The organism is Chryseobacterium sp. HNCC26DJ240, from assembly GCF_057180485.1.
In genome coordinates, this window is record NZ_JBXUGK010000003.1 from 274,970 (window position 1) to 294,019 (window position 19,050).

Annotated in this window: 12 protein-coding genes and 1 pseudogene; 12 read left to right on the plus strand and 1 reads right to left on the minus strand. The window is 33.1% G+C overall.

Annotated features, from left to right (window positions below; genetic code table 11):
• Positions 1-128 precede the first annotated feature (128 nt).
• From AC2A1G_RS07430 to AC2A1G_RS07450, 5 genes are all read left to right on the plus strand, one after another.
• Positions 129-2,576, plus strand: a complete 2,448-nt coding sequence (locus AC2A1G_RS07430; RefSeq protein WP_484046286.1) for a bifunctional UDP-N-acetylmuramoyl-tripeptide:D-alanyl-D-alanine ligase/alanine racemase — start codon at positions 129-131, stop codon at positions 2,574-2,576.
• Positions 2,577-2,578: 2 nt separating this feature from the next.
• Complete coding sequence (locus AC2A1G_RS07435; RefSeq protein WP_484046287.1) at positions 2,579-4,735, plus strand: patatin-like phospholipase family protein; 2,157 nt, start codon at positions 2,579-2,581, stop codon at positions 4,733-4,735.
• 4 nt (positions 4,736-4,739) lie between these two features.
• Positions 4,740-5,147 carry an rRNA maturation RNase YbeY gene (gene ybeY / locus AC2A1G_RS07440; protein WP_484046288.1) on the plus strand — a complete coding sequence of 136 codons (408 nt, stop codon included), beginning with the start codon at positions 4,740-4,742 and terminating at the stop codon, positions 5,145-5,147.
• A gap of 198 nt (positions 5,148-5,345) precedes the next feature.
• Positions 5,346-7,208, plus strand: a complete 1,863-nt coding sequence (mnmG, locus tag AC2A1G_RS07445; protein WP_484046289.1) for a tRNA uridine-5-carboxymethylaminomethyl(34) synthesis enzyme MnmG — start codon at positions 5,346-5,348, stop codon at positions 7,206-7,208.
• Positions 7,209-7,310: 102 nt separating this feature from the next.
• On the plus strand, positions 7,311-8,132 hold the full coding sequence (locus AC2A1G_RS07450) for a class I SAM-dependent methyltransferase (protein WP_484046290.1): 822 nt from the start codon (positions 7,311-7,313) through the stop codon (positions 8,130-8,132).
• A 620-nt stretch (positions 8,133-8,752) separates the two neighbouring features.
• On the opposite strand, the gene AC2A1G_RS07455 is transcribed toward AC2A1G_RS07450, so the two are convergent.
• Positions 8,753-9,943, minus strand: a complete 1,191-nt coding sequence (locus AC2A1G_RS07455; RefSeq protein ID WP_484046291.1) for a phosphoglycerate kinase — start codon at positions 9,941-9,943, stop codon at positions 8,753-8,755.
• A gap of 616 nt (positions 9,944-10,559) precedes the next feature.
• Here AC2A1G_RS07455 and AC2A1G_RS07460 point away from each other — a divergent pair.
• The 7 genes and pseudogenes from AC2A1G_RS07460 to rnr all read left to right on the plus strand — a co-directional run bounded on the left by AC2A1G_RS07460 (position 10,560) and on the right by rnr (position 18,936).
• Complete coding sequence (locus tag AC2A1G_RS07460; protein ID WP_484046292.1) at positions 10,560-12,179, plus strand: DUF4139 domain-containing protein; 1,620 nt, start codon at positions 10,560-10,562, stop codon at positions 12,177-12,179.
• A 36-nt stretch (positions 12,180-12,215) separates the two neighbouring features.
• Positions 12,216-12,650 (plus strand): ribose 5-phosphate isomerase B, encoded by a 435-nt coding sequence (rpiB, locus tag AC2A1G_RS07465; protein WP_484046293.1) that lies wholly within the window; start codon positions 12,216-12,218, stop codon positions 12,648-12,650.
• A 241-nt stretch (positions 12,651-12,891) separates the two neighbouring features.
• Positions 12,892-13,635: a hypothetical protein gene (locus AC2A1G_RS07470; RefSeq protein WP_484046294.1), complete on the plus strand. Its 744-nt coding sequence runs from the start codon at positions 12,892-12,894 to the stop codon at positions 13,633-13,635.
• A 9-nt stretch (positions 13,636-13,644) separates the two neighbouring features.
• Complete coding sequence (locus AC2A1G_RS07475; protein WP_484046295.1) at positions 13,645-14,631, plus strand: thrombospondin type 3 repeat-containing protein; 987 nt, start codon at positions 13,645-13,647, stop codon at positions 14,629-14,631.
• Between the two features lie 272 nt (positions 14,632-14,903).
• Positions 14,904-15,737 (plus strand): hypothetical protein, encoded by an 834-nt coding sequence (locus AC2A1G_RS07480; protein ID WP_484046296.1) that lies wholly within the window; start codon positions 14,904-14,906, stop codon positions 15,735-15,737.
• 133 nt (positions 15,738-15,870) lie between these two features.
• Positions 15,871-16,122 (plus strand): annotated as a pseudogene (locus AC2A1G_RS07485) (thrombospondin type 3 repeat-containing protein); the annotation flags it as partial.
• A gap of 663 nt (positions 16,123-16,785) precedes the next feature.
• The gene (gene rnr, locus AC2A1G_RS07490; RefSeq protein WP_484046297.1) at positions 16,786-18,936 is read left to right on the plus strand and encodes a ribonuclease R; all 2,151 of its coding nucleotides are present in this window, start codon (positions 16,786-16,788) and stop codon (positions 18,934-18,936) included.
• The last annotated feature ends 114 nt before the right edge of the window (positions 18,937-19,050 follow it).

The following is a 19,050-nucleotide window of genomic DNA, read 5'->3' on the forward strand; positions in this document are numbered from 1 at the left end:
AAATTTTTTTGAAATCTTTTGTCTCATAGGTCTTGACTAAATGTTTATAAGTGAATAACTTATATAAATTAAAAATTGCGCCTTTGCGATTGAACAACAACACCAAAAAATAAGCAGAAAGGGCACCAATGAATTACACCGTCAAACAAATCGCAGATATTACCAATGCAAAAGTTATTGGGGATCAGGATTTAATTATAAAAAATATAGCTTTTGACAGCAGAATTATTTATTCTGTTAAAAATACTGCGTTCATAGCCATCAATACCAATAAAAATTCGGGAGAAAAGTTTATTGAATCTGTAATTGACAGAGGAATTAACGTGATTATTTCCGAGCATCAGTATCCTAAGTTTGACAATATCAATTGGATTATTGTTGAAGACTCAGTAAAGTTTCTACAGAAATTAGCTCAATACCATTTCCAGAATTCTCATTTAAAATCGATCGGAATTACGGGAAGCAACGGCAAAACAATTTTAAAAGAATGGTTGTATCAATGCCTTTGGAATGAATTTCCGACCGTAAAAAGTCCGAAAAGTTTCAATTCCCAGATTGGTTTGCCACTTTCTTTGCTTCAAATCAACGATTCTCACGAATTAGGAATTTTTGAAGTCGGAATATCCAAACCTCAAGAGATGGATAAGCTGGAGCAGATCTTCCATCCACAAATCGGTTTATTGACGCATATTGGAACTGCGCATCTTGCTAATTTCGCTTCCGAAGAAGAACTGATTGATGAAAAAATCAAACTGTTTAAAAATTCTGAGGTCATTATTTTTAACGGAGATAATGAATTGGTTTTAAATAAAATAAACAACTTATATTCAAGTAAAAAATTAATCTCCTACGGATTTAAAAACAGCAATCAAGTTTATTTTAAAAATAATATTTCCAGAGATGAAAATGTTGTTGTACACTATTTCGGCGAAGAAATTTCGTTTCCAGTTCATCAGCGGGACGAAGCGACTTTAACAAACGCTTTGGCGCTGATAACCGTCTTAAAGCAACTGGGAATCGAAAATCAGAAAATTATCGAAAAAATCAATTCTTTAAAGGCTGTCGAAATGCGTCTGGAAGCGATTGAAGGTCAAAAAAGCAATATAGTTATCAACGATTCATTTAATCTGGATTTGGATTCACTTAAAACCGCCCTTCAGTTTCTTAATGAATATAAAAAATCAAAAAAATCGTTGGTTTTAACGGACATCGTTGGCGTTAATTCAAATTCCAAAGAGCTTTACGAGGAAGTTTCAGACTTAGTCAATGAACAAAAATTTGATTCTGTTTTCCTGATCGGTGATGAAATATCAAGTTTTAGTGATTTATTTAAATCTAAAACCTTTACTTTTATTAATACTCAGGAATTAATTGAAAGTAAACATCTTACAGAAATAGAAAATCAGATTATTTTACTAAAAGGAGCGAGAAAATTTGAGATTGAAAAAATAAAAGATCTTTTGGAACTCAGGAAACACGATACTGTTCTTGAAATCAATTTAAATGCCCTTTTACACAACATCAATTACCATAAATCTCTTTTAAAACCAGAAACCAGAATGATGGCGATGGTCAAGGCAAACGCTTATGGATTAGGAAGTTATGAAATTTCAGAATTCCTCCAACACCATCACATCGATTATCTCGGCGTAGCTTTCGTAGATGAAGGTGTCGAGCTCCGAAAAAAAGGAATCACAGTGCCAATTGTGGTGATGAATCCTGAACAGCACAGCTATGATGCTGTAATTCAATACAATTTGGAGCCTGAAATTTACAGTTTTCGGGTTCTGGAATTGTTTTATGAAGCAGTCAGGAAGTCAGGTTATGACAAAGAGTATCCAATTCATCTTAAACTCGAAACAGGAATGCACAGACTCGGGTTCAAAGGGAATGAACTGGATGAGCTGGGTGAGATTTCAGGTAAAATGAATGTAAGAGTTCAAAGTATTTTCAGCCATCTTTCGTCTTCAGATATACCAACTGAGAAAGATTTTACGTTAAATCAGTTAGATACATTTGAAAAAAACTCAGCTTATTTGATAGAAAAACTGGGCTATGCGCCTATGCGGCATATTTTAAATTCATCGGGAATTACCAATTATACCAATCATCAGTATGACATGGTACGAATCGGCATCGGAATGCTGGGTGAATCACAAAATAGTGAAATACAGAAACAGCTTCAGTCCGTTGTTAGTTTCAAAACGGTAATTTCGCAAATTTCATTAATAGAAACCGGAGAATCAGTAGGTTACAGCAGAAGATTTATAGCTGACAAAACCACAAAAATAGCCACAATTCCTGTTGGCTACGCAGACGGAATTCCAAGATTAATCGGAAATCAGCTCGGAAATGTTGGCATCAACAAAACTCTAGCTCCAATTGTCGGCAGTATTTGTATGGACATGATGATGATTAACGTCGACCATATTCCAAACGTAAAAGAAGGCGATAAGGTTACTGTTTTCAATGCAAAACCAAGCCTCAAAGAATTCGCAGAATACTGCAAAACCATCACGTACGAAGTATTAACATCCATTTCACCACGCGTAAAAAGGATTTATGTAAAAGATTAAATATGAGAAAACTGCTGCTTCTTTTGTTCGCATTTCAGATACTTTTGATTCATTCTCAGGTAAAGGAAAATCTGAAAATTCCTAAGAATCCTAGGATAGGACTTTCTCTTGCAGGCGGCGGTGCAAAAGGGTTCTCTCACGTCGGAGTTCTTAAAGTTCTGGATTCTTTGGGTGTCAAAGTAGATTACATCTCCGGAACGAGCATGGGTGCGATTGTGGGAGGTTTGTACGCTTCAGGCTATTCCGGTAAGGAAATTGAAAAAATTGTGATGGATACGGATTTTTATTCGTTAATCCGCGATCCTAAATCCAGAAAAGAAACCACCTTTTTTAATAAATCTGTCGACAAATATCTATTTTCAATTCCATTAAAAAACGGAAAAATAACCCTTCCCTCTTCTATCAGTTCAGGACAAAAGAATGTCTATCTTTTAAAAGAACTTTTCAAAAATGTATCGAACGTTAATGATTTTTCTAAACTTCCAATTCCATTCATGTGTGTTGCCACAAATCTTGAGAGTGGAAATATGCAGATTTTTGAGAAAGGAGATTTAGTACAGTCGATTATGGCAAGTTCAGCCTTTCCATCATTAATGGATCCCGTAAAAATTGGCGACAGTATTTACATTGATGGAGCGATGACCGTAAATTATCCTTCAAAACCTCTAAAAGATAAAGGCATTGACATTGTAATCGGAGTAGATTTAAATCAGGATCTTTCAAAAAGGGAAGATTTAAACAATATTATTTCTATTTTAAACCAAGTTATCGACTTCGGTATTCAGAAAGATACCCGAAGACAGTACAGACATACCGACATCAACATCAAACCGAATCTTACGGGAATGACGGCTACAAGCTACGATGACAAGAAGAAAATTCTTGACAGTGGTTACGTGGAAGGTCAGAAATATGCAGCTATATTAGATCAACTTCCAAAGAGAGAATTTGACCGTCTCAGACAGGCCGTAAATCCAATTTATTCCAATGTCTATAAGATTGACAGCATTTCCATCGATGGCGGCAGAATCTACGGGAAAAACTACGTTCTCGGGAAAATGGGGCTCCGTCTTCCATCGATGCAAACCTATGGAAGTATCAATCGTGGCTTAGATAAATTAGTTGCGACCAACAACTACCGTTTTATCAATTACGATGTTGTAACAGAAAACAATTTCAATTACCTTAAATTATATGTGACCGAAGATGATGCAAGACATTTTCTAAAAGTCGGACTTCATTATGACGAAATTTTTAAGACTGGACTTTTACTTAATTATTCAGCTAAAAGACTTTTATTTAAAAATTCAAATCTTTCTCTCGACGTAATCGTAGGAGATAAACCAAGATATTATTTAAACTATTTTATCGATAACGGTTACATTCCAGGATTTGGAATCTATTCTTCAGGAATGAGTTTCGATATTAAAGGAAATGACAATATCAATATTGACAAATGGGAATGGCTGAGAAATGAAGCGTATATTCAATCTGTCTGGAAGGATAAATTCGCCATTGGTGCAGGAATCAGCCATGATTATTTTGAAGCCGAAATGAACGGCACAAACAAAAGATACAACCGTTTTCTTAATCCTTACGTATTTTTGAAAAGTGATACGCAAAACGACCGCGATTTTCCTACCAAAGGATTTTATCTGAATGCTGAAGGTAAAGTAATAGATTTACTCAAATCGGAAGTTGAAAAACGAGTTGTTCAGGTAAAAGCAGACATCAGAATCAATATTCCTTTGTCTAAAAAATTCAGTTATCACCTGAATCTTTATGGAGGAATTACTATAGGAGACAATCTTCCACAGTTCTATCAGTATAGATTGGGAGGAATATTTGAGCAAAATGTTGTCAATTTTAAAACTTTCAATGGTTTTTATTTTGCACAGCTTAACAGTAATAACGTTGCATTAATTTCAAACGATCTTCAATTTAATTTTAAGAAAAACTTTTTCTTAAGCGGAAACTTTTCTTTCGCCAACCTATCAGACGATATTACATTTGAAGATGCTGTAAAGCTAAATTACAGTTCTTTGGGAGCAAGCATTGGTTACAAGTCTCCATTTGGACAGATAAGGTTCAACTTCGGTCATTCTCTTAAAAATAATCAAAAAGGCATATTCAGTGTTATTTTAGGACACTGGTTTTAAAATTATGATACAATTCTTTTACGAAAATCTACCAGAAACCGTAAATCCAAATTATACAATTTGGTTGGAAGAAATTATTCTTTCTGAAGAAAAAAAAATGGGTGAAATCAATTACATCTTTTGTGATGACGAATATCTCTTGAAAGTAAATCAAGACTATTTGCAACATGATTACTATACAGACATCATTACTTTCGATTATGTAAAAGGTAAAACTATAAGCGGAGAGATTTTCGTATCTTTGCAGCGCATTTCAGACAACGCTTCTACCCTATCCAAAAACTTTGAAGAAGAACTTCGGCGAGTTTTAGCTCACGGCATTCTCCACCTTTCGGGTTACAAAGACAAGACAGAAGATGAAGAAAAGCTGATGCGAAGCAAAGAAGATTTTTATTTAGCAAAATATCATTAAGTCTTAATTATTTTTTAGGAGCTTAATCCCGCGCTACACACTCTTTATTTTTTTTCAAAAAATGAGCTCAAACAAATGCTGCGATCGGGGCTAAATAACGATAAATAGGCTATTTCAACCTATAAAACGAAACAATGTTTCACGTGAAACATTTACAGAAAAGATTAAAATTTAAAGCTTAAAACAAGCAATAAAGAAATGATTTCAGAAATATATGATGTAATTGTAGTAGGTGCAGGTCACGCAGGTTGTGAAGCTGCAGCGGCTGCAGCTAACTTAGGTTCAAAGACATTGCTAGTTACAATGAACATGCAGACCATCGGACAGATGAGTTGCAACCCTGCGATGGGAGGAATCGCAAAAGGACAAATCGTACGAGAAATTGATGCGATGGGCGGTTATTCGGGTATTATTGCAGATAAATCTGCGATACAATTTAAGATGCTTAACCTTTCAAAAGGTCCTGCAATGTGGTCTCCAAGAACACAGAATGACAGAATGCTTTTCGCTGAAGAATGGCGTTACGCACTGGAAAACACCCCTAATCTTGATTTCTTTCAAGATATGGTTAAAAGTTTAATTATTGAAAATAATAAAGCTGTAGGTGTAATAACTTCTTTAGGAATTGAAATCAGATCTAAATCTGTTGTTCTTACAAACGGAACGTTCTTAAATGGATTAATACATGTTGGAGACAAACAATTAGGTGGAGGAAGAATGGGTGAACCTAGAGCTTTTGGAATCACAGAACAGCTGGTTTCTTTCGGTTTTGAATCAGGAAGAATGAAAACTGGAACTCCACCAAGAGTAGACGGAAGAAGCCTTGACTATTCTAAAATGGAAGAACAGAAAGGAGACGAAAATCCTCAAAAATTCAGCTATTTAGACAGTCCGAAATTAACAAAACAATTAAGTTGTCACATTGTTTATACTAATGAAACGGTACACGATATTTTACGTGAAGGTTTTGACAGAAGCCCAATGTTCAATGGTACTATTCAAAGTTTAGGACCAAGATATTGCCCTTCAATTGAAGATAAAATTAACCGTTTTGCTGAGCGTACAAGACATCAGCTTTTCGTAGAACCCGAAGGCTGGAAGACTGTAGAAATCTATGTAAATGGATTCAGTTCTTCTCTTCCCGAAGATGTACAAATCAAAGCCATGAAACAAATTCCAGGTTTTGAAAACGTAAAAGTATTTAGACCAGGGTATGCTATTGAATATGACTACTTCCCTCCTACCCAATTAAAACATACTTTAGAGACCAAATTGGTTGATAATTTATATTTCGCCGGACAAATTAACGGAACTACAGGTTACGAAGAAGCGGGCGGACAAGGTTTAATGGCGGGTATTAATGCACATAATAAGGTTCATGACAAGGAAGAATTCATCTTAAACAGAGATAAGGCTTATATAGGCGTTTTAATCGATGATTTAATTACAAAAGGTACTGAAGAACCTTACAGAATGTTTACTTCAAGAGCTGAATACAGATTGCTTTTAAGACAGGATAATGCAGATATCAGATTGACAGAAAAGGCATTTGAATTAGGATTAGCAAAGGAAGACAGACTGAGAAAAGTGGAAGAAAAGATTTCTAAAAGTCAGGAACTTGAAGCATTTCTGAGAGAAACTTCTTTAAAGCCGGGAATCATTAATCCTATCTTAGAAAGCATGGAAAGCAATCCTGTTGATCAGGCTTACAGAGCTTCCCAGTTTTTAACAAGACCTAATATTACTTTAGATAAATTGGATGAAATTGAATCAATCAAAGAATTTACATCCCAATTCAACGATGAAGTGAGGGAGCAAGCTGAAGTAAATATTAAGTATAAAGGCTATATCGAGAAAGAAAAAGAAAACGTTGCTAAACTAAACAGATTAGAAAATGTAAAGATTCCTGAAGATTTCGATTATATTAAAATATCAAGTCTATCTGCTGAGGCAAAGCAAAAAATGAATAAAGTAAGACCTAAAACTTTGGCTCAGGCTGGAAGAATAAGTGGTGTTTCACCTGCAGATATCAACGTTTTGATGGTCTATTTAGGAAGGTAAAACAAATATGTTTCACGTGAAACATTTAAAATAAACTAAGGTATTTAGAGGCTTAAAACACTTTTCTAAATACCTTTATTTTTAAAATACAATTACATAAAAATGAAAATTAAAGATCATTTTCTTTCTCAGGAAGTATTTGAAATTATAGAAACTGATACCAAAGGAGTTTTTAAAACCTCCCCTATCCCATCAAATATTTCCAAATATTATGAAAGTGAAGACTATATTTCGCATCATCAGGATTCCGGAAGTTTGAAAGAAAAGTTATATAAATTTTTGCAATCTTTCAATTTACAATACAAAAAAACAATCCTTTTAGATAGAATTAAGAAAGGTTCGAATGTTTTAGATTATGGTTGTGGTGCAGGTGAATTTGTAAAATACATTGAAAATGACTTTACAGTTCTTGGTTTTGAACCTAATCCTGATGCAAGAAAAGCAGCTGAAAATAAGATTTCGAAAGCTACAATTTTAGATAACATCAACACAATTGAAGACCACAGTTTAGATGCAATTACACTTTGGCATGTATTCGAGCACGTGGAAAATCAGGATGAAATGCTTGAAATTTTTAATAAGAAACTGAAAGAAAAAGGTCTATTAATTATTGCTGTGCCCAACCCTACTTCTTACGATGCAAAACATTATAAAGAATACTGGGCAGCTTACGATGTACCCAGACACATCTATCATTTTTCAAAAAAAGGTATGGAAAATTTGATTTTAAAGAAACCAAATTGGAAAATGAGAAAAATCAAACCTTTAGTTTTAGATTCATATTACATCTCGATGTTGAGCGAAAAATACAAGAAATCTCCTCTTTTTTGGCTAAAAGCGACCATCTACGGAACGATTTCTAACGTAAAAGCTATTTTTTCTAATGAATTTTCAAGTTTGATATACATTATCGAAAAAAAGTAGAAAATCGATTTTTAAGCCATTTCTAAAGGTCAATTTTCAGCATTTTTGTCATAAAATTTAAAAAACTCAGGAATTTATCCTGAGTTTTTGTTTTTTCAATTGGTTAAAATTAAAATTGTAATGTGATAAAAGTAAGAATTCACATATATAATTAATTTTGCTCTTCAATAAAATTTTAAAAAATAAATTAGTGAGTTATTAATTTATATTTTGAAATAAGACAAATAAATTTTTTAGATTCATTCAAAATGAAAATTTTCAATGAAAAAAAAGAAAATGTGAGGTTTAAAAAGTCAATTTCCACAAAAACATATCATTTTGAGCCTAAAATAAAAATTACGTCCAAACGCTCCAGGAATTTCTGTTTTTCAATTTAAAACCTAATTCTGAAAGCCAATTTTTCACCATTTTTCTCTAAAATTTAAATTTTGGGGGTTTGTTAAAAATAAATTTGAAAATTCTTTATTTGTAAAAATAATTATATCCTAGTAAAATTTTTAAAAAAGCAAAACTGAGAGCTACAAAATTTTCTAAATCAATTTTCAATCTGGAAAGTATTTAAAATAAAAAGTCTGTCGGAAAACTCCAACAGACTTTAAAATTTATAAAAATATAATTTTCTAATTATTGATAGCAGCAACTCCTGGAAGTTCCAGACCTTCTAAGCTTTCAAGCATCGCTCCTCCTCCGGTAGAAACATAACTTACTTTTTCGCCATAACCGAACTGCTTTACAAAAGCAACACTGTCTCCTCCACCAACTAATGAGAAAGCTCCAAATTTTGTTGCTTCAGCAATACTGTCACCCAAAGCAACAGTTCCAGCTGAGAAATTTGACATTTCGAAAACTCCAATCGGTCCATTCCAAAGAATAGTTCTAGAATCTAACAAAACATCGTTGAACTGATCTCTTGATTTTGGACCTGCATCCAATCCCATCCAACCTTCAGGGATTTCATAAATATTTACTTCATCTCTGTCTGCATCATTACTGAAACTCTCAGCAATTACAGTATCTATAGGAAGATATACTTTTACGTTATGCTCTTTTGCTTTCCCTAAAATTTCAAGTGCCAAAGGTAATTTATCCTCTTCAACCAATGAAGTTCCAATTTTTCCACCCAATGCTTTAATGAATGTAAAAGCCATACCACCACCAATAATTAAATTGTCAACTGCAGGCAAAATATTTTCTATAATGGTAATTTTAGTTGAAACTTTAGAGCCTCCAAGTATTGCTGTAACAGGCTTTTCACCACTTTTCAAAACTTTATCAATCGCCTGAAGCTCTTTAGCCATTAATAAACCGAAAAATTTAGTTGATTCGAAAAATTTAGCAATTACCGCAGTAGAAGCATGTGCTCTATGAGCTGTACCAAAAGCGTCATTTACGTAAGCATCTGCTAATTTAGAAAGTTTCTCTGCGAAAGCCTCATCACCTTTCTCTTCTTCATTATGAAAACGTAAATTCTCCAATAAAAGGATTTCTCCAGCCTTCAGTTCAGCAGAAGCTTGCTCAGCTTTTTCTCCTACACATTCATCAACAAACTTAACTTCTTTTCCAAAAACATTAGAAATCTCTTCCACAATGTGTTTTAAAGAAAATTCATCCTTAGCCTCTCCCTTTGGTCTGCCCAGGTGAGCCATTAAAATTACTGATCCACCGTCCTGAAGAATTTTATCCACTGTAGGTTTTACAGCTACAATTCTTGTGTTGTCTGTCACTTTCATCTGATCGTCCTGCGGAACATTAAAATCTACTCTTACCAGAGCTTTTTTGTCCTTAAAATTGAAATCTTTGATTGTTTTCATATCTGAAACTATATTTTTTTGTCTAAAGCAGCTGCAGCCAAGTGTAAATGATAAACTTTTACAACTTAGAAAAATCCGCAACATTTTTGATTTTTCTGTTTCACAAATGTAAGATTTTAAAGTCTCGCAAAAAATCGATTCTTTTAAAAGTTTTCAAAATTTTCCGAACAATGCACCAGTCACTAATCAACACTATTTTCTTTTTTTTAATAAAGAAAGAATGATATTGTTGTTGAGTGTTGTGAGTTTCGGGGATAACTTTCGTGTTAAAACTTGGTAACATGAAGTTTAATTATAATTCATATTTAATTAACAAAATAACACACTGTAAATCTGATTTTTCTGTCACTTACCAACAAATATGGATAACTTTTCCACGATACCCTTTATGAATAACCGTTCTATGGAGAAAGTCAAGAAATGTCTGAGGAAAGTTTTTCGAAATTTGTGCCCGAAAATTTGGAAGCAACTTTCATTAGTTATTTTTTGCTGAGAAAAAAAGTTTAATTTCAACAAAGTTTTCCACAGTTATTCACAATGATGTTAACAGTCATTCAACGGGAAACTAACAATTGATATTTAATACTTAAATTTGAACATTCAAAAAACTTAGATGATGAGTAAATTCTATCTGTTAGGACTTTCTTTATTTTCCATTTCTATTTATTGTCAGAAGCCCGTCTTTGCCGAGGCTGAGCTTAAAAGCGCTACAGTGTATGAACAATCCGGAGAGCTTTTTTCTACGACCTCTTTTAAAATTCCGAAAGGAAGTTCTGAAATCATCATCAACAATATTGCTGAAAACATTGATCAGAATTCGATTAAACTGGGAAGTAAGAATAAAATTTCTATTCTCACGTATCGTTTTTCAAATGACGTAGAGATGTATGCGGTGGCTTTAGATAAGAAAAATCCGCAGCATAAAATTGTTTTAGATAGTATTGATCTGGCTAATAATAAGTTAGAAATCCTAAACTTAGAGAGAAATACGCTTTCAAAAAGTCTTGAAATTTTAGACCGAAACCAAACTATTAATGCGGGTTCGACATCTTACGCTTCCGAGGTTTCAAAATTGTTGAAATACAATCAGAAGAAAAGGCTGGAATTGGGCACAGCGTTGGTAAAAAATCAGGAAATTATCAATACATGGCAAGAAAAACTCAGCCGTCTGGAGACGAAATTTAATTTGAATAATCAGGAAAGAGAAAATTATCCGAAAGGTAAACTCATTCTTCAGGTTTCTGCTGAAGCCAATGAAAATGTAAATCTTGATATTAAATATAACGTCAACAATGCCTCATGGAGACCTTATTATGATGTAATTGCTAATGGTTTGGGAAGTAAAATTAATCTGGGTTACAAAGCGATGGTTCGCCAGAATTCCGGATTAGACTGGAAAAACGTGAAGATGAACTTGATTTCGGGATATCCGAATCAGAGGAGGGTTATGCCTGAACTTGGTATTTGGCAGTTATACTATCAACCTCAGGAAGATAGAGCAAATGCTGTTTCTGCACTGCAAGGCAAAGCTCCTGGAGTTTCGATAAGAGGAAATTCTTCTGCTGCGGTATCTGAAATTTCTGAAGTGGCTATTACAGGGCCGAGAAATGTGGTTTCTCAAAATCAGTTGAATTTAAGCTACGAACTGGAAGATAAATTCACGATTTTATCGAATAATAAAGACAACAGCATTAATCTGAATTCCACAGATATTCCTGCAAACTTTATTTATTCTGCGGTTCCGAAATACTCCAATTCTGCATTTTTGGTGGCTGAAATTGAAAATTTAGACAAGTACAATCTGATTCCTGCCGAAGCAAATATCGTATTTGAAGATACCAACGTTGGCAAAACTGTGATCAATCCGGAAACTACCGACAGCAAGATGATTCTGACCTTGGGAGAAGACCGGAGAATCAGCATCAAAAGGCAGCCTGTGAAAGATAAAACCTTTACAAAAAGCATTTCTTCCACGAATAAAGAACAGCAGTTTGCTTTTGAAATTACGGTGAGAAATAACAAAAGTGAAAAGATAAAAATCAAGCTGAAAGACCAGATTCCGATTACGACAGACAAACAGATTATCATCACCATGATGGATAAAGGTAATGCAGAATATGATGAAAAAACAGGAATTCTGACCTGGAATGTTTCATTAAATGCCAATGAAACTCAAAAAATAAATTTCTCTTATAAAGTTAATTCTTTAAAAAGCAGTGATTTGAGAGGTTTATAAGTCGAAAATAAATTTAAATCTAATATAAAAAGAAAAATGAAAAGAAAAATCGCAATCGCCGCAGACCATGCAGGTTTTGAATACAAAGAATATCTGAAACAGCAACTGCAGGAAGAGTTTGATGTTCAGGATTTTGGAACGCATTCTCTGGAAAGTGTAGATTATCCTGATTTTGTGCATCCTGCAGCTACTTCTGTAGAAAAAGGAGAAAACGAACTTGGAATTTTAGTTTGTGGAAGCGGTCAGGGAGTTCAGCTTTCTGCCAACAAACATCAGGGCGTACGTTGTGCATTAGCCTGGATGCCTGAAATTGCAGCCCTATCGAAGCAACACAACAATGCCAACATGGTCGCATTACCTGCCCGATTTGTAGCGAAAGAATTTGCACTAGAAATTGCAAAAACTTTTCTGAATACAGAGTTTGAAGGCGGAAGACATCAAAACAGAGTAGATAAAATAGCGTTCTGCTAAATTGATAAAGGCTTGTAATTCAGTTTGCAAGCCTTTTTTATAAAGATTAACGAAGTCCAAGATTTAAATACAATTGTTGATTTCTTTAAAATTTTACTTAACTCTTCTCCATATTTGTTTTAATTTTATCGGAACTAAGTCTGAACTATTAGCAGATTGATTTGAAAATACTAAATACTATAAGTCTGTACCAATTTTAAACAAATTAATTATCAATAAAACTGATATGAATTAAAAAACTATGAAAGTTTCTCTGTCTTTTTTCCTAAATTTTATCATTTTCATTTCTTTTGGACAAACCTATAAACAGTATGTGGATGATAGTATCAATAAAGTGAACATCATACAAGAAGAGAAAATTACTGAAGATAAACTGATTGCTGACTTCAAAAATGTAGATTTTGTAGGTTTATCAAAGCTGATTATTCAAGAAATTGTAACCGAAAAGAAGAAAGAGAAAAATATAGTTTTTACTTTTGATACTTTGGCTAATGAGCAAAGAATGCTGATTAATACAACGGATTACGTTCCTACTTACAATATTGAAAATCCTGTTTATAACGCAAAACTTTTTTGGACAGAAGAAAATATACTTCAAATAGTAAAAAATTGGAAGAAAAACTTAGTTCCTTCATTGAGATATGAATCGTTTTTAAGTAAAAATAAAGAATCACAGGAAGATTTTTATTTATCTAACAGGGATATGAAATTCTATGAACTTGTTGTAAAGCAAAAAGCTGGAAAATTTGTAAAAAAAGAGGGAAATTATAGACTTGAAACTGAACTATATTATTTTCAGTTTGATATGGTAAACTTAATTCTTCACAGCGATAATAATGAAAAAAATTATGATTTTTTAGATTTGAGTTTCAGAAATAAATTGGGGAAGATAGTTGTTGTAAAATTCAATCAAGACTATAAAACCTATCAATTTCAAAACAAAAGGTGGGTAGAAATTACTACAATTGATGAATATAAATTTTAGAAATTTCTGATGAAAAAATACCTTATTTTCCTTTCACTTTTTGTCATTTTCTACGCAAACGCTCAGGAAATTACCGACAAAGAAGCTTTCAAAAAATGCAGAAAAGAGTTCAGCAAAAAATTATGTCTTTCAGACGAAGACAAAGATGATCTTTTGTTTTATTTAGACCGCTGTCCAAAAGAGTCTGGAACTATTAAAAATGATGGTTGCCCTTGGCCAGATACCGATGGAGATGGGGTTATAGACAAAGATGATGCATGTCCTTCAGCTGCAGGATCAGAAGAAAATAACGGTTGTCCCTGGCCGGATACAGATGGAGATGGGATTTTAGATAAAGATGATGCATGTCCTACTGTTCTAGGCGTAAAGGAAGAAAATGGCTGTCCAGGTGGAAAATTGGATTGTACTCAATTTTATGAGGATGAAAAAAAGAAATTTGAAAAATTCAGAGAAGATAATTCAACAATTGAAAATATTTATAATAAACTGATTGGTAACTTATTGAAATATTTTTCTGAGAAAAATAAAAGTAAAAAAGTAAATTTAGTTTATCTAAAATTTATGGATTATGGTCCGTCATGTATGTATTTTCCAAGAAATTATGTGCCTACCTGTACAAGCAGCAGAAAAACAGATGAATATAATTTTTTGCTGACAAAATTCTGGACTAAGAAAGCATTGGCAAATTTTGTTCAGAAAAATAATGTTGCTGTCTCATTAAAGTATCCATTTAAAGAATATGACAACAGTTTCAGTCCGGTTTTATCAGAAGAATTACACAATTATCTGAAATCAAATTCAACAGGAAGTACATCGTATATTTTTCCTCGAGGTGGAGGGAAAGTTAAAGAAAATGCAGTTTCAATTGTATTGGAAATAAGATTTTTAAATCCACATGTTTTAGAGATTACGTACACTCCCAGCTCTGGCGGATTGTATCCTGTTTCTAAAAAATTAGAATACAGTAATTTTAAGTGGAACGAAATTAAAAATTAAAATAAATACATTAATCAAAAAAATCATTGAAAAATAAATTTAATGAATTGATATATTTAAACTTTTAAATTACTGTAAATCAATTAAAAACATTTATTAATATTTTATTTTATATATTTGCACCGTCCAACGGTAATTACCACACTGTTGATTCCATAAAATTTTCTAATTTCCTGCAGAAAATTTATCTCTCCTTCTCCACTTTTTTGTTTAAATTTATAAATACTGCTCTCCACCTAAAACCTTTTAAGTTTGAGTAAAAAATTGTACATATGAAACTTTTGAGAAACTTTTTTTCATCACTTTTCTTTCTAATTTTTTGTCTTTGTTTTGGGCAGAGTTACCATTATTCAAGAGAAGATCAAAAGGAACAATATTGTATAGAACAGAGTAAAATTTATTTTAAGCTGGAGAAAGATTTTAAAGTGGTTGATTTTTCAGAATTATACCTAAAAATAATTTCTGATTTTGATCTAAAGAAAATTCAGAAAGAAAATTTGGTTTTTTACTTCAGAAATCTTTCTAATGAGCGAGTGGGACCGATTTTTGAAGACGAATGGATATGTGAATACAACAGTGAAAATCCTTTTTATAATCAAACTAAATTCTGGAATAAGAAAACAATAAAATTTATCAATAAAAAATTACACAAAAATGTAATTCCATATTTGACAAGGATAGAATCCTTTATTTATCCGGATACAGAAGATCATATTTTGGAAGAGAAAATTCGGGGATATTATTTTAGAGAATCAAAAAATTTGATTAAACTTTCAAAGAAAAAATCTAAAGGATTGATAATTGAAAAATATAAACTAGTAGATTACACTAATAAAAAAGAAATTCCTCATGAAGACAAGAAAGAATTTTTTTATTTTCCAAAGGATAATGAAAATCTGATTTTGAGTAAGTTACATGGGGTAAATGAAAATTTTGATACGATTTACTTAAAATTTAAAAATCATCCGGACAAAATTGTAATTGTAGAATTTCAATATAATCTTGATGAACCGCATTCCAAAGATGAAGACAGGTACTATAAAACCTATCAGTACCAAAATAAAAAATGGATAGAAATACCTACGACAGATGAGTATAAATTTTAAAACAAACTCAATGAAAACTTTTGTATCATTTTGCTTTTTATTTTCAATTTACCTGACGAATGCACAGAAAATTGTTGATAAAGGAACATTCAATAAATGCAGAAAAGAATTCAGCAAAAAGATATGTCTTTCAGATGAAGATCAAGATGGTGTTTTATTTTATTTAGACCAATGTCCTAAAGAATCAGGTGTTGTAGAAAATAATGGTTGCAGATGGCCGGATTTTGATGGAGACGGTGTTTTGGATAAAGATGATGCCTGCCCTTCCGTTGCCGGACCACCTGAAAATAATGGTTGTCCATGGCCGGACACGGACGGGGACGGGATTTTAGATAAGGATGATGCATGTCCTACAGTTCCTGGTATTCCTGAGAACAATGGTTGTAAGGGAAGAGATTGTTCGGATGTTATTAAAAGAGAACAGGAAAGATTGAAAAAATTACAGGAAGAAGCAAAAGAAATAAATTACAAAACATTATCAGATAGAATCATAAAAGATATTGATTTTAGCTTATTAAAAGAAAAAAATATAATTTATTTGGTTGATTATGAATTACTTGTATGTGGGACAGGACTAGAAAGTTCTTGTGGAGGATATTATGAAGCAACACCTATTTATAAAAACAGTGATTTTTGGACAGATGAGACAATAATGAAGATTTTTAATAAAACTAAAAAAAACTTCATTTTGGCAATGCTATTTGGCGGAATGGGAAGTGGAATTGAATTTGAAAATATTCCAAAAGATATTTCAAACCAGAATTTTCAAAACAAAAAAATTAAAATATCTAAACAAGGTTCGGAAAAGGAGGTTTCTATCTATTACAAAAATAAAATCACTCAACCGATAAAAAAGTTAAATGTACTTTCAGTAAATATCAGTAAAAATGATTTTGAAAAAAAGGTTAGTGTTGAAATGCTTTACACGACATATCAGAATGATATTACTTTAAATGACAACATACATAATTATAAAAGAAAATATTTAATATACCAATTTATAAACAATCAATGGGAATTGATTGAAACAAAACAAAATTTTTAAAAAATGCCAAAAAAGAAAAAATATATAAGTCAGAAAAACGATCATAAACTCGTGGAAATCGGGAGATTAATCATGAGATTTATGAATCAGAATCAAACCAAATTATATAATTACAAGCAACTCGCAGACGGGATTGACCACAAAAACCCGAGACAGCGTGAAATGGTGATTCAGGCTTTGCACAAATTATTGTCGAGCCAGAGAATTAAAGAAACAGAAAAAGGAAAATACAGCATCAATCTCAATATCGAAGGTACTTTAACGGGAACTATAGATTTTAACCAAAGCGGAAATGCTTATGTTACTGTAGAAAATCTTAAGGACGATGTTTTCGTACATGCGAAAAACGTGAAAGATGCTTTGCAGGGCGATAAAGTTCTAATAGTTACCTATAATTTTAAAGGTAAAAAACTCGAAGGCTCCGTTTTGGAAGTTCTGGAGAGAAAAAGATCTGAATTTGTGGGAACTTTCCAACTCGTTCCTCACAAGGAATTTGGGTTTGTAGTTTGTGATAAAAAAACGATTAATACAGACATTTTCATTCCGAAAGGTAAAATAAACGGTGCCGAAAACGGTAATAAAGTGACCGTAAAAATGACCGAATGGAAACCTGGCGATAAAAATCCTGAAGGAGAAATTTTACAGGTTTTAGGAAATCCTGGAGAGCATGAGACAGAAATTCATTCTATTCTCGCAGAATACGGTTTACCTTACAGTTTCCCTGAAGAAGTGGAAAGAGATGCCGATAAAATCGACCGTAGAATTACAGACGAGGAAGCCGCAAAACGTTGGGATATGCGCGATGTTTTGACTTTCACCATTGACCCGAAAGATGCCAAAGATTTCGATGATGCTTTATCGATGAGAAAACTGGATAACGGAAACTGGGAAGTCGGTGTTCACATCGCAGACGTTTCTCATTACGTTGTTCCGGGAACTATTCTGGATGATGAAGCTTACGAAAGAGCAACTTCAGTTTACCTTGTAGACCGCGTTGTACCTATGCTTCCGGAGGTTTTGAGTAATGATGTCTGTTCGCTTCGTCCGAATGAAGATAAATATACATTCTCTGCAGTTTTTGAGTTGAATGACAAGGCAGAAATCCAAAAAGAATGGTTTGGAAGAACGGTAATTCATTCAGACAGACGTTTTACTTATGAAGAAGCTCAGGAAAGAATCGAGACCAAAGAAGGCGATTTACAAGAGGAAATCAACGTTCTGGATGGTTTAGCAAAAATAATGCGTGCAGCACGTATCAGAAACGGTGCAATTACGTTTGACAGAAGCGAGGTTCGTTTCAATTTAGATGAAAACAACCAGCCAATTGGCGTTTACTTCAAAATCAGCAAAGATTCAAATCATTTGATTGAAGAATTTATGTTGTTGGCTAATAAAAAAGTTTCTGAATTTGTTTCGCTCAAAAAAGGAAGCCCGAACGGAAATACCTTTATTTACAGAATTCACGACGATCCGGATCCAGCAAAATTAGAGGCGTTGAGAGATTTTGTTTCTACTTTTGGGTACAAAATGGATTTGGCAAATACCAAAAAAGTCGCAGAATCTTTGAATACTTTATTGAAAGACGTCAAAGGAAAAGGCGAGGAAAATATGATTGAAACCCTTGCGATGCGAAGCATGAGCAAAGCAGTTTATTCTACCGAGCCGATTGGTCACTATGGTTTAGGATTCGATTATTACTCGCATTTCACCTCTCCTATCCGTCGTTATCCGGATTTGCTTGCCCACAGATTGCTTCAGCATTATCTGGACGGAGGAAAATCTCCGGACAGAAACGAACTGGAAGAAAAATCTAAGCATTGCAGTGCAAGAGAACGTTTGGCAGCCGATGCAGAAAGAGATTCCATCAAATTTATGCAGGTAAAATTCATGGAAAAACATTTGGGAGAAACTTTCACGGGTGTGATTTCGGGAGTTGCAGAATTTGGTTTCTGGGTTGAAATTCCTGAAAACGGAGCTGAAGGTTTAATTAAACTTCGAGATTTAATGGATGATTCTTACACCTACGATAAAGCAACTCATGCTGTTTACGGTTCACGCACAGGAAACCGTTATCAATTAGGAGATCAGGTTCAGATCAAAGTGGTGAAAGCCAATTTAATTGCCAAGCAGCTTGATTTTAAGATTGTTGAATAAAATTTAATAATTAATATAATATAGGAAGACCGCATTTTTGTGGTCTTTTTTGGTTTAAATATTATCTAATTTACAATTGAGATTTAAAAAAAATCATTTTTACAGACAAATAAA